General features: G+C 64.5%; 8 protein-coding genes. 5 read left to right on the forward strand and 3 right to left on the reverse strand.

Annotated elements, in window-relative coordinates:
• Window position 1 precedes the first annotated feature (1 nt).
• A complete protein-coding gene (gene yegQ, locus WM94_RS14550; protein ID WP_061551512.1) occupies window positions 2-1321 on the reverse strand; it encodes a tRNA 5-hydroxyuridine modification protein YegQ in 1320 nt (439 codons plus the stop codon).
• Between the two features lie 133 nt (window positions 1322-1454).
• Between yegQ and WM94_RS14555 the strand changes: the two genes are divergently transcribed.
• Window positions 1455-2519, forward strand: coding sequence for an AI-2E family transporter (locus WM94_RS14555; protein ID WP_061551513.1), 1065 nt, complete (start codon window positions 1455-1457; stop codon window positions 2517-2519).
• A gap of 189 nt (window positions 2520-2708) precedes the next feature.
• On the opposite strand, the gene phnX is transcribed toward WM94_RS14555, so the two are convergent.
• Together phnX and WM94_RS14565 are read right to left on the reverse strand one after the other, a co-directional pair.
• Window positions 2709-3536: a phosphonoacetaldehyde hydrolase gene (phnX, locus tag WM94_RS14560; protein WP_061551514.1), complete on the reverse strand. Its 828-nt coding sequence runs from the start codon at window positions 3534-3536 to the stop codon at window positions 2709-2711.
• Window positions 3537-3570: 34 nt separating this feature from the next.
• Window positions 3571-4677, reverse strand: coding sequence for a 2-aminoethylphosphonate--pyruvate transaminase (locus tag WM94_RS14565; RefSeq protein ID WP_061551515.1), 1107 nt, complete (start codon window positions 4675-4677; stop codon window positions 3571-3573).
• Window positions 4678-4789: 112 nt separating this feature from the next.
• Here WM94_RS14565 and WM94_RS14570 point away from each other — a divergent pair, with 112 nt between their 5' ends.
• The 4 genes from WM94_RS14570 to WM94_RS14585 all read left to right on the forward strand — a co-directional run bounded on the left by WM94_RS14570 (window position 4790) and on the right by WM94_RS14585 (window position 15871).
• Window positions 4790-5653 (forward strand): LysR substrate-binding domain-containing protein, encoded by an 864-nt coding sequence (locus WM94_RS14570; RefSeq protein ID WP_015269648.1) that lies wholly within the window; start codon window positions 4790-4792, stop codon window positions 5651-5653.
• A 57-nt stretch (window positions 5654-5710) separates the two neighbouring features.
• Window positions 5711-6733, forward strand: a complete 1023-nt coding sequence (locus tag WM94_RS14575) for an AraC family transcriptional regulator (RefSeq protein WP_061551516.1) — start codon at window positions 5711-5713, stop codon at window positions 6731-6733.
• Window positions 6734-6811: 78 nt separating this feature from the next.
• A complete protein-coding gene (locus WM94_RS14580) occupies window positions 6812-11320 on the forward strand; it encodes an NEL-type E3 ubiquitin ligase domain-containing protein (RefSeq protein ID WP_061551517.1) in 4509 nt (1502 codons plus the stop codon).
• A 120-nt stretch (window positions 11321-11440) separates the two neighbouring features.
• Window positions 11441-15871: a dermonecrotic toxin domain-containing protein gene (locus tag WM94_RS14585; RefSeq protein ID WP_061551518.1), complete on the forward strand. Its 4431-nt coding sequence runs from the start codon at window positions 11441-11443 to the stop codon at window positions 15869-15871.
• The last annotated feature ends 103 nt before the right edge of the window (window positions 15872-15974 follow it).

The following is a 15974-nucleotide window of genomic DNA, read 5'->3' on the forward strand; positions in this document are numbered from 1 at the left end:
CTCAAGCTGGCAGGTCACGCATCAACAGGCCATAGGCCAACGGCACCTGCTCGGGAACAGGAAGGTAGATGGTGTGGCCATCGCCTGGGGCGACCTGAAGCGGTTGCTGCTGGCCGTTGCTCATGTGCTCGAGATCGAAGTGGTAGTTGCCGCGCGGGGTCATCAGTTCCAGGTGGTCGCCCACGGCGAAGCGATTCTTCACCTTGACCTCGGCCAGGCCGTCGACGCGTGCCCCGGTCAGCTCGCCGACGAACTGCTGGCGCTCGGACACAGAGTTACCGCGCTGGTAGTTCTGGTATTCGTCGTGCACATGGCGGCGCAAGAAGCCTTCGGTGTAACCGCGTTGGGCCAGGGATTCGAGGTTGTCCATCAGCGAGCGGTCGAATGGTCGCCCGGCCACCGCATCGTCGATCGCCTGGCGGTACGACTGCACGGCGCGGGCGCAGTAGAAGTGCGACTTGGTGCGGCCTTCGATCTTCAGCGAGTGCACGCCCATGGCGGCCAGGCGCCCGACGTGCTGGATGGCGCGCAGGTCCTTGGCATTCATGATGTAGGTGCCGTGCTCGTCTTCGAACGCCGGCATTTCGGTGCCGGGGCGGTTGCTTTCCTGCAGCAGGAATACCTGCTCGGTCGGTGCACCCAGGCCCAGCGTCGGCTGCACTTCGCGCACGATGTCGCCAGTGGCGTTTTCGGTGGCCGGGGTGGCGTCGTACTTCCAGCGGCAAGCATTGGTGCAGCTGCCCTGGTTGGCATCGCGCTTGTTGAGGTAGCCCGACAGCAGGCAACGGCCGGAGTAGGCCATGCACAGGGCTCCGTGGACAAACACCTCCAGCTCCATGCCCGGCACCTGCTGGCGGATTTCCTCGATCTCTTCGAGCGACAGTTCGCGCGACAGGATTACCCGGCTCAGGCCCAGTTGCTGCCAGAATTGCACGCTGGCCCAGTTGACCGTGTTGGCCTGCACCGACAGGTGCACCGGCATCTGCGGAAAATGCTGGCGTACCAGCATGATCAGGCCTGGGTCGGACATGATCAGCGCGTCCGGTGCCATCTCGATCACCGGCGCCAGGTCCTTGAGGAAGGTCTTGAGCTTGGCATTGTGCGGGGCAATGTTGACCACCACGTAGAAGCGCTTGCCCAAGGCATGCGCCTCCTGGATGCCCAGGGCCAGGTTGGCATGGTCGAACTCGTTGTTGCGCACCCGCAAGCTGTAGCGTGGCTGGCCGGCGTAGACCGCGTCGGCGCCATAGGCGAAGGCGTAGCGCATGGTCTTGAGGGTGCCGGCGGGGGCCAGCAGTTCGGGCTTGGCGATAGGGGTCATGTGCGCACCGGAGCAAAAGGCGCGGATGCTAGGGCTGGCAGATACGGCGCGTATTGATTTGCATCAAGGAAATGGCGGCACTTTTGCCAAGGCGCGGTGCACTAATAACGCATAAGCCATGCGAGGACCCGCGATGAACCAGACCGCCCTGCAGAACAAAGCCCTGGCAGTACTGCTGGCGCTGGTGACCATTGCCTTCATCTGGATTCTGCTGCCGTACTACGGTGCGATCTTCTGGGCGGTGATACTCGGCATCCTGTTCGCCCCTCTGCAGCGCCACCTGCTGCTGCGTTTCGGCCGAAGGCGCAACCTGGCTGCGGCGGCCACCTTGCTGGTGTGCCTGCTGGTGGCGATCCTGCCGGTGATCATCACCAGCGCGCTGCTGGTGCAGGAGGGAGCCGCCCTGTACCAGCGCATCGAGCACGGGGAGCTGGATATTGCCGGCTATGTCGAGCGCGGCAAGGACATGCTTCCGGCTTTTGCCCAGCGGGGGCTGGACAGCATGGGCATGGGCAACCTCGACGGGCTACGCGACAAGATCAGCAAGTGGGCCACCCAGGGCAGCCAGGTGCTGGCCAGCCAGGCGTTCAACTTTGGGCAGGGCACGTTCGAGTTCGTGATCAGCTTCGGCATCATGATGTACCTGTTGTTCTTCTTCCTGCGCGAAGGCGCGGAGGTCGCCCGCCAGGTGCGTCTGGCAGTGCCGCTGCCCGAACACCAGAAGCGCCGTTTGCAACTGAAGTTCAACCGTGTGGTGCGGGCGACGGTAAAAGGCAACGTGCTGGTGGCCATTACCCAGGGGGCGCTGGGCGGTTTCATTTTCTGGGTGCTGGATATCCCGAGTGCGCTGGTATGGGCGGTGCTGATGGCGTTTCTGTCGCTGTTGCCGGCGGTGGGGGCGGGGATCGTGTGGGCACCGGTGGCGGCGTATTTCCTGCTGACCGGTGCGATTTTGTCGGGGGTGATACTGACCGCGTTCGGTGTGCTGGTGATCGGTCTGGTGGACAACTTGTTGCGGCCGATCCTGGTGGGCAAGGACACGCGCATGCCGGACTACCTGATTCTGGTGTCGACGCTGGGCGGGTTGGCGGTGTTCGGGCTCAACGGCTTCGTGATCGGGCCGTTGATCGCGGCGCTGTTCGTGTCGAGCTGGGCGATCTTCGCGGCAACCAAACCCCGGGTGCAGTTGCCGGAGTAGCACTTTTTCGAGAGAGGTCTGCCGATACGGCGATCCTTGTAGGAGCGGCCTTGTGTCGCGATCGGGCTGCGCAGCAGCCCCAGCAAATTTCGCATTGACGCAGAAACCCTGGGGCTGCTGCGCAGCCCGATCGCGACACAAGGCCGCTCCTACATCTATCGCGCAAACCTTCAGGTATCACGCAAACGTTCAGGATGTTTGCGGCATCTCACCCTTGGTCAGGCGCCGGTTGATGTCGGCGATCACTTCGGGCAGTTCGTTGATGGTGTCGATCAGGTAGTGCGGACGGGAGCCGGCGAACAGGGCGTGGATGCGCTGGCGCTCGCTTTCCAGCTTCTCGGCGCTCAGCGCGCGATAGCCTTCCCAGGTCAGCCCCAGGGCATTGCCCGAGCACACCAGGGCCACGGTCCACATACCGGCACGGCGGCCTTCGAGAATGCCCGGCACGGTATCGTCGACCTTCACGCACGCCGCCACATCGTCGATACCCAGCGCGATCACGTTGGCCAGGGCCTGGGCCGGCCATGGGCGGCCGTTCGGGGTTTCGTCGGTGGCCACCACATGGTCGGCCACGTAGCCGTTCTGCGCGGCCAGCTCCACCACCTTGTCCATCACCACCTTCGGGTAGCCCGAGCAAGAGCCGATCTTCAGGCCGTCCTGGCGCAGCCCGGTGAGAGTGTCCAGGGCGCCGGGGATCAGCGCAGAGTGCTCGGCGATCTTCTCGATCTGCAGCGGCATGAAGCGGTTGTAGATGGCGGTGACATCATCGTCGGTCGGGGTACGGCCGAACACCTTGCGGTAGCGCTCGGCAATTTCCGGCACATCGCACAGGGTGCGGATGTGGTCCCACTTGCCCATGCCCATCGGGCCACGGGCTTCTTCGATGGACACCTGCACATCGAATTCGGCAAAGGCTTCGACAAAGATCTGGGTCGGGGCGAAGGAGCCGAAGTCGACCACGGTGCCGGCCCAGTCGAGGATGGCGGCTTGCAGCTGGGTAGGGTTGCTGTAGTTCATGTGCGCTTGTTCCTGAAATTGGGTGGGCAAAGGGTCAGATGTCCAGCACTTCCATTTCCCGCAGCACCTCGGCCACGGCATTCACGGCGGCCTGCATGCCATCCGCTCCGACCACGCCGATGCAGCCGACACGGAAGGTTTCCACCTGGGTCAGCTTGCCCGGGTAGAGGATGAAGCCCTTGGCCTTGACCCGCTCGTAGAAGTCCTTGAACTGGTAGCGGGGATCGTTCGGTGCGTGGAAGGTGACGATGATCGGCGCCTGGATCTCGGCGGGCAGGAAGCTGCGCAGGCCGATGGCGGCCATGCCGTCGAGCAAAGTCTTGCAGTTGTCGGCATAGCGCCGGTTGCGTGCCGGCAGGCCTCCCTCCTCGTTGTATTGCTGCAGCGCTTCGTGCAGGGCAGCGACCACATGGGTCGGCGGGGTGAAGCGCCATTGGCCGGTCTTGGCCATGTAGGTGTGCTGGTCGTGCAGGTCCATGGCCAGCGAGTGGGCGTTGCCTTCGGCAGCGGCCAGGGCGGTTTTCTCGGCGAACACGAAGCCCATGCCAGGTACGCCTTCCAGGCATTTGCCGGAGGCGGCGATCAGTGCCTCGAAGGGGATGAAGCGGGCATCGATCGGCAGTGCGCCGAACGAGCTCATGGCGTCGATGATCAGGCGCTTGCCGTGGCCTTTGACCACCTGGGCGATCTCGGGCAGCGGGTTGAGGATGCCGGTGCTGGTTTCGCAGTGGATCAGGGCGACATGGGTGATGGCCGGGTCGGCGGCCAGCAGGCGGTCGACGTCGGCGGCGGTGGTCGGCTGGTCTTCGGCGGTTTCGAAGGTGCTGTAGGCACGGCCCAGCACTTTGCAGATCTTCGCCAGGCGCTGGCCATAGGCGCCATTGATCAGCACCAGGACCTTGCCGTCACGCGGCACCAGGGTGCCGATGGCCGCTTCCACGGCGAAGGTGCCGCTGCCTTGCAGGGGCACGCAGTGGTGGCTGGCGCTGCCGTCGATGATGGCCAGCAGTTGCTCGCAGACACTGGCAGTCAGTTGGTTGAAGTCGCGGTCCCAGGAGCCCCAGTCCACCAGCATGGCTTGGCGGGTGCGGATTGATGTGGTCAGGGGACCGGGGGTCAGCAGAATCGGGGCGTTGCTCATTCCGTTATTCCTCACAAGCGGTGGGCTGAAACTACGGGGCCTAGGTTGCAATTGGCGCTGTCATCAATCAAATTGTTTGTTGTTATCCGAGCTATAAGTAAGGCCGATAAATATGAACCTGTTCCAGTTGCGTGCCTTCGATGCCGTGGCCCGTGAGGGCAGCTTCACCCGTGCCGCCGCACGCCTGTTCATCAGCCAGCCGGCAGTGACCGGGCACGTGAAGGCGCTGGAGGAGCACTACCAGATCACCTTGCTGCGGCGTACCGCGCGGCGGGTTGAGTTGACCGAAGAGGGCACCCGCCTGGCAGCCATCACCCGCGCCATGTTCGGGCTGGCCGAAGAGGCGCAGGCCATGCTCGAGGCTAATCGCCAATTGCTGACCGGGCGCCTGGAGGTGGCGGCCGATGGCCCGCACCGGGTCATGCCGATGCTGGCGCTGCTGCGCGAGCGCTACCCGGGCATTACCGTCAACCTGCGCTTGGGCAATGCCCAGGAAACTTTGGCGGCATTGCTCAGCGAGCATGCCGACGTGGCCGTGCTGACCGAGATCGAGCCGCGCAAAGGCCTGCATCTGCAGAACCTGTGCGAGTCGCGGTTGTGCGCCTTGCTGCCGGCGGGGCATGCCTGGGCCAGCGGCGAAGGTGATTTGCCGCTGGCCGAGCTGCACCAGCAGATCATGGTGTTGCGCGAGCCCAGCTCCACCACCCGGCGCACCTTCGATAAGGCCTGCAGCAAGGCCGCTGTGCAACCTCGGGTGCTGCTGGAGCTGGATAGCCGCGAGGCGGTGACCGAAGCGGTGGCCTCGGAGCTGGGCATTGGCGTGGTGTCGTCCACCGAAGTGGCCAATGACCCGCGGGTAGTGGCACGGCCGCTGGCCGGTGACGGCCTGGTCAACCAGCACCTGATCGGCTGCCTGGAGCGCCGCCGTGAGCTGCGCCTGATCCAGGCGTTCCTCGGTCTGGCGGCTGGGCTGTGATGGCTGTTTTCAATCGGGCGGCCTAAGATGGCCGGCATTGAGCCGACAGGACCGTTGATGAGCGAGAAAGACACCATTTCCATGCAGCTGGTACGCGAGGCGCTGTTGCAGACCTGCCCCGCTGGCGAGCCCGATATCGGCTTGCTGGCCCGGGCGGGTATCGCCGTCGAACAGCTGCACCTGCCTGCGGCGCGAGTCAGCGCCGAGTCCTATGCCCGGCTCTGGCGCCTGCTGGCGCGGCGCTGCAACGATGAGTTCTTCGCCATGGACCCGCGCGGTCTGCGCAGCGGCAGCCTGGCGTTCATGTGCCGTGCCAGCATGGGCCAGCCGACCCTGGGCGTTGGCCTGGAAACCGCGCTGGCGTTTCTGTCACTGATGCTTGAAGACCTGCAGCCAAGCCTGGTGCGCCAGCAGGGCCTGGCCGAAATCGTCATCAATGAACCGCGTGACACCCCGCGCCGCGCTTTCACCTATTTCACCTTCTGGATGATCGTGCACGGTGTGACCTGCTGGCTGGCCGGGCGACGTATCCCGATCCTGGCCATCGATCTGCGCTGTGCCGAACCGCCGTTCTGCGATGACTACCGGGTGATGTTTTCGGAAAACCTGCAGTTCGAGCGCCCGCGCACACGCATGATCATCGCTGCCGAATGCCTTGAGCTGCCGCTGCGGCGCAGCGAAGAAGAACTGCAGCGTTTTCTGGCCGAGGCGCCGGGCAACATCCTGGTCAAGTACCGTGACCCGGCCAGCCTCGGGCGGCGCATTCGCACCGACCTGCTGCGCCTGGATCCGGGGCAGTGGCCCGATGGTGACAGCCTGGCGCGGCAGTTGTGCCTGTCGCCCTCTACCCTGCGCCGGCGGCTGGCCGAAGAGGGTCAGAATTACCAGGGGTTGAAGGACAGTGTGCGGCGTGAGCTGGCGATTGCCTGGCTGAGCCAGGAAGACGCAGCCATGAGCGAAATCGCCGAACGCCTGGGTTTTGCCGACAGCAGTTCGTTCTACAAGGCGTTTCGCAAGTGGTTCGGCTGCAACCCCGGGCATTATCGAGCGCTGGTCCTCAAGCGCGGTAGTGGTGGCTAAGGGACCACGCCTTCCCAATGCCGGTCGCCACCGCTGGCGAGCATCGTGACAAGTCGATCACTGACCAGGAAATCGACGATGTCTCAACCTGCCTTGCACCCCAAGTTGCTTCACCCCGCCGAAGATTTCATCGCGCAAAGCTTGCCCGCCTGGTTGAAGGCGGCCAAGCCCAAGCAGCTTGCCAGGCTGCAACTGCGTTTCAATGCCTATCTTGCGAGTCAGCGGCAGATGGCAGGGTTCGCCGACCGCCTGCAGCCTCTGGACCGTTTTGCCAAGCAACTGTTCGAGCCTGCCTTGCGTCAGGACAGCCAGCTGAAGCTGCAGGTTGACCTGGACAAGCTGGTGTGGCGCGAAACACGCGCACGGCTGGATGTGAGAACCGGCTTGATCCCTGATTATCAACCGTACTTCGTGCGCATGCCGGCCTTGCAAAAGCTGTTGCAGAACTTCAAGGCCAACGAGTCCTTCTTCCTCGGCACCGCCTTGACCCTCCCGGGAGCCCACCAGGACGAGCAGGTGGTGAGCGAAGACATCGACCGGATTGTCAGCCTGTGCCGCGAGGTGGATGTCGGCAGCGCCTACCAGCGGCACCTGGCGCAGGTATTGACCCCTGACTTTGAAAAAGCCCTGACCACCGACCGGCGCCTGGAACTGGCCGTGGCGGTCGAGATCGCGGCCATCAAGCAGCAGCTGGATCCGCAAGACCTGCTGCTGCTGCGTGTCGCGTGCAAGGATGAACACGCCGTGATCAAGGGGCCGCTGCAGCTGGAGATCGGTGCGCTTCAGGTCCTTGGCTGCCGGGTGGATGGCGCGCTGGCGGTTGAATTGATCGAGCAGTCCCGCCACCAGTCCACGTTTCCCTTCGGGGTACCTGGGCGCTTGAAAAGAGTGATCCTGTACACCCCTGACGATCAGGCGCAACCCCTGCGCGCGTTCACCAACTGGGATGAGGCGAACCGCGTCCTGGCCACGGCGATGGGCACCCAGGACTATCGGCAGGCATTCGTGCGGCGCATTGCCTTGGGTGATCGCGCCACTTGTGAGCAGGCCCTGGCCACCCGCTTGCAGGATGCACAACCTGACCTGGAGCCCCGCAGGGTGTTGGAAGCGGGGGACGGTTTTGCGTCGATGGCCGCCTGGCACATTCAGCGAATCAAGGCCGATGCACGTTTCCTTGCGGTGCCCACCGCCCAGGCCGATGACGCGGCTTCGGAGCAGCGCCTGGACGAGCTCAAAGGCGCCGGCCTGGTATTGCTGAACCTGGCGGGCCTGTTGGTGCCGGTCATCGGGGCTTTGCTGCTGGCGGACCTTGCCAGGCAACTGTTGACCGAAACTTTCGAGGGCGTGCGTGACTGGCAGTTGGGCCATCAGCATGAGGCCTTGACGCATATGCTTCAGGTGGCCTTCAGCGTGGCAACCACCGGTGCGGTGGTTGTCGGTGTCCATCTGGCCCGCAGCGCATTCGTCGAAACCTTGGAGCCGATTATCACCGAGGATGGCCGGCAACGGCTTTGGCGCAATGAGCTGGCGCCTTACCAGGACATTACACCACCAGTACAGCTGACGGAGCTCGACAACGGCTTGCTAGCCGAGGGTGAGCGCCATTGGTGGCGGTTGAATGGAGCCTTGTATCGGGTAAGGCAAACCGCCAATGGCGTCTGGCGCTTGCTGCATGCCGATGGTGAGGCAGCGTTCGGGCCGGTGCTGGAACGCTGCTCTGCGCGTGGCTGGCGGCTGGCTTATGAGCGGCCACTGGAATGGCAGGGCGCCGCGCTGTTGCTCGGGCGGCTCTGGCCGGCTGCGGCCGCGATGGACGCTGTGCGGGTGGAGCAGGTGCTGAAAGTCGCGGATGTCGACGAGGCCTACCTGCGTGGCCTGCTGGTGGAGCGGCGAGCGATGCCAGTGCAGCTGCGCGATACCTTGCAGCGCTTTGCCGTGGACGCGCGCGCGCAAGCCTTTTTCAGCCAGCTGGAAGCGGGGGAGGCCGATACCGATTCCGACTTGTGGCAATGGTGCATCGAAAGGCTGCAGCTGCAGGATGAAACCGTCGAAGAACAGGCGCTGTCGATCGGTGACGCGGCAGTCGAGTTGCGTGAGGCGATGCTCGAGCATTTCTCCAGGCTTTACCTGGCCGACGACCCGCTGCTGAGATTGGTTCAGCGAGACTTCCCGACGCTGCCAGAGGCCTATGCCCTCGATGTGCTGGAGCATGCCACCGAGGCTGTGCGCTTGCGCATGCAGGCAGAGTCTCGCCTGCCGCTGGTGTTGGCCGAGCAGGCGCGGGTGGCCCTACAGTTGGCGCGCCTGACCCGCATGCGCGAAGCGTTGTACCTGCAAGGCAGCTACCGGCCGGAAGTGGTGGCGCTGGCCTTTGCCCTGCTGCGTCGGCATGGCCCCGGCGCTGCCGGGTTCAACCTGGTGTTGCGTCGTGACCCGTATGCTGGGGCGGCGATGGAACGGCTGTTCGCCGAGACCGACCTTGAGCAGGACGTGGTGCTGGTCAGGCGGGAAGGGCGCTTCCAGCTCTACAACGACAGAGGCTTGCCGGATGAGCGCGAGGTCGCCGCCCCCGAGGGGCTGTTCGAGGTGCTGGCCGCTTGCCTGCCCGTGGAATACCGGGTGCGACAGGGTTGGAATGGCACCGATGCGCCGACCAGAATCCGCGAGCAGATGCAGGCCTGGCTACCCGGTGACCGGCAGGCCCTGCTGCGCCTGCTCGGCTGGCGGGAGGCAAGGCCCATGGCATCGCCCATGCAGCGTTTGGCCGATGGCCGAGCGGGCTATCCACTGGGTGGCTGCCAGTCGTGCATCGGCTCGCCGGAGCGTGTGGTGCGGCAGCGGGTGCGCGCCTTGTACCCCGGTATCGGGGATGTCGGCGTCGATCGCTATGTCCAGAGCCTGTTGGACATGCGCGGGGGCCTGTTCGAGAACCTGCTGCGTGTCGAGCAGGAATACCGCCGCCTGGATGACAGCTTGCTGGCCTGGGTTGCAGAGGTGGCGGGCAGCGCCAGCCGCGCACGCCGACGCGTCGCAGATTCGTTGCGGCGTGCCTGGCAGATGCGCAGCGACCGCGCCGTCGGGGCTATCGGCAACGATGCGGTGCTCAGCCTGAGCATCGTCGCCGTACCGGTGGGCAGCCTGCCTGTATTGCCGATCGGGACGGACTTCTCGCACGTGTCGGAATTGACCCTGTCGGCGCTCGGTCTGGATGCCATCCCGTCGGGGTTCCTCGCCTGCTTCCCCGATCTGCTGTGCCTGGACATGAGCGACAACGCCTTGCGTGCGCTACCTGCGGGGCTGGAGCGGTTGACCGCCTTGCGCCAGTTGCTGATGCCGCGCAACCGTATTCGTATCTCGGAGCCGCAGGCCAATGTGCTGACTGGCCTGGCGCTCTTGCGTTCGCTAGACCTGAGTGACAACCCGCTCGGCGATATCAGGCTACAGTTCGAGCGGTTGCCCAGCCTGCGGATCCTGCGTTTGAACCGCGTGCAGATGACGGCGCTGCCCCGGGGCCTGGAGTGGTGTGGCCTGTTGGTGTTCGCCGACCTTCGCAACAACCAGATAGCCGAGTTGCCGGCAGCCTTGTTTCAGGCCCCGTTGCAGTTGCGCCGTGCCATGCACCTGGAGGGCAATGCACTGCCAGTGCAGGATCTCGATCGCCTTTATGCCGCCGAACGCCTGCTGGCCACGCCCCGCCCGCAACGGCACGCCCCGGCCCGGGAACAATGGCTGCAGACCCTGGACCCAGCGGCGCGGCAGGAGCAGCAAGGGAAATGGGATGCGCTGAATGCCGAGCCCGGCAGCCTGGCTTTCTTCGAGCTGCTCAGGCAACTGACGAGCACGGCCGAATTCAGCAAGGCGCCGGCCGAACTCGGGTTCAGGGTATGGGCAATGCTGGATGCCGCCCATGCCGATACCACCACGCGCATGGCGCTGTTTGACCTGGCAGCGGAGCCCACCACCTGTGTGGACAGCGTTTCCACCGTGTTCAGCCGCCTTGAGGTGCGCATGCATGTCGAGCAGGCCACCCGCGGCGGCGACCCGATCTCGACCCGCTCGGCACGCCTGCAGCTGGCCAAGCGGCTGTTTCGCGTGCACTGGGTGGAGAAAATCGCCCGGCGAGAAATCGACGCCCGCTACCAGGATGGACGCTGGAGCCGCGGGAACCATGATGAAGAGGAGGTGGAGGTCAATCTTGCCTACCTCAGCGGCTTGGCCCAGCGCCTGGACCTGTTGGGCCAACCTCGCCACATGCAGTTTGGCAGGCTGGCCAACGTGTCGCCGCTGCAACTGGAGGAGGCCTTCAAGGAAGTGCTTGAGGTTGAGGCGGGCGAGCAACGGATCGTGTTCATAAGCGAGCGTGATTTCTGGTTGCCGGTACTGCGGGCAGAGCATGCGGACGACTTCGAAAGCCTGGAAACGCAATTCTCCCTGCGGCTGGAAACACTGGACGAGCAAAGGGAGGCCTTGACCAGTGACGAGTACTGGAACCTGAGCAACGCTCTGCGCGACGAGCGCGAGCAGGCCCTGGCCAGCCTTGCCCAGCGCCTTACGCGCGAAGCGTTCATGGTGCCAGAGGCAAAGTGACGGCCCTTCAGGGGCGGCACGCAGTGTGCCGCCCTGCTTCTACCGCAGGGGTTCCCTCTGCGCAAGCGCCGGCAGGATGCACACCATGCGTGGCTTTCGACAGTCATCCAGGGACCTGCCATGACCCGCGAACCACACGCCCCACAGCCCCCCTCTGCATCTTCCAGCCACTTGCACGACGGTTTCATCGGTGACCGGTTGCCTGCCTGGCTCAAACAGGCCACGCAAAGCCAGATACGCACCTTGCGCGAAAGCCTGGAAGCCCATCATGCCACCCAGGCCCGGTTGCGCGGGATCACCCTGGCGCTGCCGTCACCACAGCAGTTCGCCGAACGGCAATTCGCCAGTTTGTTGCGCGAGCCGCTGCCGGGTGACGTAGCGTTCTGGCAGTTGGAGTGGCTGGAGGTTTCCCATCGTTTCTCGTCCACGCTCGGCGCTGAGCCGCCATTTCCTACGTACGGGCAACGGCGTGAAAACGGCTTGCTCCGCCTGATGCGCAACTTTGCCGCCAGCAACGATTTCTACCTGGGAACCGGGTTGGTCGCGCCTGGGCAGGAACGGGTACTTTCCCGAGGCACCGATGAACTGGTCGAGGCGTGCCGCAAGCTCGATGCCGGGCGCCTGTACCAGCAGGAACTGGACCGCACATTCGATGCCGCGGCACAGCGCATCTTGTGTGAAGACAAACGCTCCGGGCTGCGCCTGGCCGTGCAGGTTGCCGCGCTGAAAGGCGAGATTACCGAGCCGGTCAAGGAGGCATTGCACGCCCTGGTGGATAAACCCGCGGATCGGCGATCTGCCAGCCTCACGGGCCACCCGGGCCTGCTCGAAGCCCTCGGTTGCCCAGTGGCGGATGGTGTGTGGATTCAACTTCGCGACACGCATGGGCAAACGCAGGGTGGCGTGCTCTACCTGCCCAGCGACCCGGTACAGGCGTTGCGACACTTCGACAGCCATGCCTCGATCAACCGCGCGCTGGTGGCCGAGCTGCGCCATGAACCCTATCGCCAGTCATTCAGCCAGTTGATCGGCCTGGATCAGCGTGCCGGGTTCATGCACAAGCTGCGGGCCCGACTGGAGGATGACCAGCCGGACCTGGAGCTCGATGGCAGCGTGCCGCAGCATGACATTTTCCAGGCGCTGGCTGCACAGCAGACAAACCGGGTGAAGCAGGATGGCCGCCTGTTGCTGGTGCCGACCGCCGATGCCGATGAAGCCGCGTCGCGTGAACGGCATGAGGCGTGGAAGGCCGCCGGCCTTGATGTGCTCAATCTTGCGGGCCTGTTCGTTCCGGTGGTGGGCGGCTTGCTGCTCGGGCAACTGGTGGCCCACACCCTCTCGGAGGTTTTCGAGGGCACGCAGGACTGGTTGCGAGGCCATCAGCACGAGGCGCTGGAGCACATGCTGGGCGTTGCCGAGATACTGGCGGGCACCGCCGCGACGGTGGCGGGCGTCACCTTCGTGCGCAGCGCGTTCGTCGCGGCGCTGGAGCCGGTAAGGCTCGCCAATGGGGCGGGGCGCTTGTGGGCCGGTGACTTGGCGGTCTTTGCCTCGACACCTGGAACGGTCACCTTGGGCGCGGACGGTGCCTATGCCGATGGAGGGCGCCGCTGGATAAAGGCCGACGGAGTCTTCTACGAGGTTCACCGGCCTGACCCCGATGGTCCCTGGCGTCTGCGCCATCCCGGTCGCGAAGAGGCGTATGGCCCGGTCGTGCTGCACAATGGCGAACGTGGCTGGCGCCTGATGCACGATGAGCCGCAGCGCTGGCGCGACCCTGCGAAGATGCTCGACACCCTTTGGCCGCGCAATCAACCTTTCGATAGCCAGCAGGCGCAGCGGATCTTGCGCATGGCCGGCATCGATGAGGACGAACTGCGCGGCCTGCTGGTGGAAAACCGGCGAACGCCCGCCAGCTTGCGGGAAACCCTCAGGGCATTCGATGCCGATGCTCGGATCGACACATTCTTTCGCGATCTGGAGCGCGACACTGTCTCCGATCAGGATTTGCAGCTGCTGGCCTGGTGCGAGGCCCGACCGGGCAGTAAAAAAGGGCGTGCCGCAGTGCTTGCGGACCGACCAAGGTCAAGCGACCTGCTGTTCGCTCGGCTGACACGCCTGCCAGAATCGGCGGAGCCTTTGCTCAAGCCGCTGATGGCGCTGGGGTTGCCTGAACCCTATGCGCGCGATCTGGCCGATGGGGCAAGTCACGAGGCCCGTCAGCAGTTCGTCAACAGTGGGCAGCTGTCGCACAGGTTGGCCATCCAGGCCAGGTCGTTGTGCTCGGTGGCGAAGGTGAGCAGGGCGATGGCAGGGTTTTATCTGCCGAGCGCATATAGCGACGAAACGGGCATGCTGGTGTTGGCATTGCTGAATGTCGAGGCCATGGATGCGTTCAGCCTGGCATTGAGAAAAGCTGTTTCCGATGCCGTGGAGCTGAAGCGCATCGGTTCGGTTGCTGACATGGTCGACCAGCGGGTGCTGGTACGTGAGCAAGGTGTTTTTGCCCTGTACGACGGGCGAGGCCGAAAACTCGCGATGCAGCCACCTGCGTCCTCGGACGTTTTCCAGGCCGTGCTGGCCGCGCTCAAGTCGCGCAACCTGCTGGGGCGGTTGGGCCTGGCCGAGAACGCCAATGCCGAGCGCCTGCGCGAAAAACTCATGGCGCACCTGGGTACCCACGGGGAAATCGCCCGCATGCTGGGCTGGGCGCCGACGGAACGCTGGTTCAACCCCGGGCAGCGTCTTGCCGATGGCCGCGTCGGCTACCTGCTCAGCGGGCGCGCGGCACTGCCCACCACGCCCAGGGAACAACTGCGTGCAGGCCTCAGGCGATTCTTCCCTGGGCTGGGCGATTCGCTGGAAACGCAAGTTGATCGCTGGCTGCTACAGAATGTGCCGGTCGCCGATGCGCTCATGGCGCTGCAGGATGATTACGAGCAGTTGAACCGCGCGCTCAATCGCTGGGTGTCCGCTGCGCTGGGTGACACATCGCGGGCGCGGCGTCAGTTGTTCGCCGAACGAATGCTGCGTGCCTGGCAGGCGCTTGGCGACCAAGTGGAGGTCGACAGTGACGGCAAGCGCCAGGGGTTGCGCCTGGTCCTGAATGACTTGCCAACCGATTCGTTGCCGGTCATGCCTGCACCTATCGATTTCTATCACGTAACCACCCTGGTACTGAGCGAGACGACCATCGGGGTGGTGAACGAGGAGTTTCTGCGGGCATTTACCTACCTGCAGGAGCTGGACCTGAGCCACAACCAGCTGTTGCGCTGCCCGCGCGGGCTTGGCTACCTGACCAACCTGCGCCGGTTGCGCCTGGGGCATAACCGCATTCGCCTGGATGCCCATGCCATCGAAGCACTGAACGGGTTGCCGCTGCTCAGCCACCTCGACCTGAGCTACAACAGCCCACTGGGGGTATACGAAATGCGCTTCCATCACCTGCCTCATCTGATCGAGCTGAATTTGCGCCGCTGCGGGCTCAGCGAGTGGCCCAGAGGGCTCGAGCTGTGTGGCTTCCTGCAACGAGCCGACCTGCGAGACAATTTCCTGCGGGGTGTGCCTGACGGCGTGCTGGCCATGCCGCTGGAGTTTCGCCAGCGCATCCTGGTCGATGGCAACCGCCTGAGCATGGCCGATTACGGCAAGCTCTATGCCTTGGAGCCGCTGCTGGAGGACCCGGAGGAAGAGATCGGCCGAGCCTGGTGGGTCGGTTCCGACTCCGCCAGCCACGGGCGTGGTGAGCTTTGGGACCGGCTGAGCACCCGCGACGAAAATGCCCGCCTGTTCGATCTGCTGGAGCTTCTGCAAGGCCTGGCGGACTACAGCTGGCCCAAGGCTTATCTGTTGCGCATGGGCTGGCAGTGCCTGTCGATGATGGAGACAGACGCCGAATTCGCTCGCCAGGTGCAACTGGCGGCAGCCGGTGCGGTAAAGGATGACAACGGTGCCATCGAACTGTTCAGCCGACTGTTGCGTCTGCATGCCGAGCGCGACGCGGCAGGCGATGGTGCTCAGACCCATGGTCCGAGGTTGCTGGCGTTGGGGCGCGCCTTGCACCGCCTGGACCGCCTTGACGAGTATGTCGAAGCCGAGCGGCAAAACCTCGAAGGCTTCGCTGAGCCTGCAGTACTGGCGACGTTGGCGATGCGCTACAGGGTGCGCTTGCGCACCAGGCTCAGGTTGCCGTTCCAGCCTGCCAGAATGCGCATCAGGGCGGCAGCCGTCGGGTTGAGCGAGCATCGGCTGCAGGCGGCAGAGGCAGCCGTGGGAAGGGCGGACGTTCTCGATGATGTAGTGGCCGACCTGTGCACGCGCGCGTTCTGGCAGCGCTTTGTGCAACAGCACTTTGCGCAGCCGTTCAACGACCTGGAGCAACTCGCCGGTGAGCAGCGGGCGGCACTGGCGGTACGGCGCGATGAACTGGGTGAGGCACAGTATCTGAACCAGGCACAGGCACTGGATGCGCAGCTGCAGGCCGATCGGCTGGCGTTGCAACAGCAGCTGACCCGGCACTACGTGATCAGCCTGGAGCGCGCACCGGGCTGATGGCCACCGGCCAAACCGGTCATCCAGTTTGACAACTTAGGCCATTGCCGCGACGCCAACGCGGCGCGAACATCGTCGGACCGATGGTTCAACTCCAAAAACA

Origin of the sequence: Pseudomonas sp. ABFPK, from assembly GCF_001586765.1 — a bacterium.
GTDB lineage: Bacteria > Pseudomonadota > Gammaproteobacteria > Pseudomonadales > Pseudomonadaceae > Aquipseudomonas > Aquipseudomonas asiatica.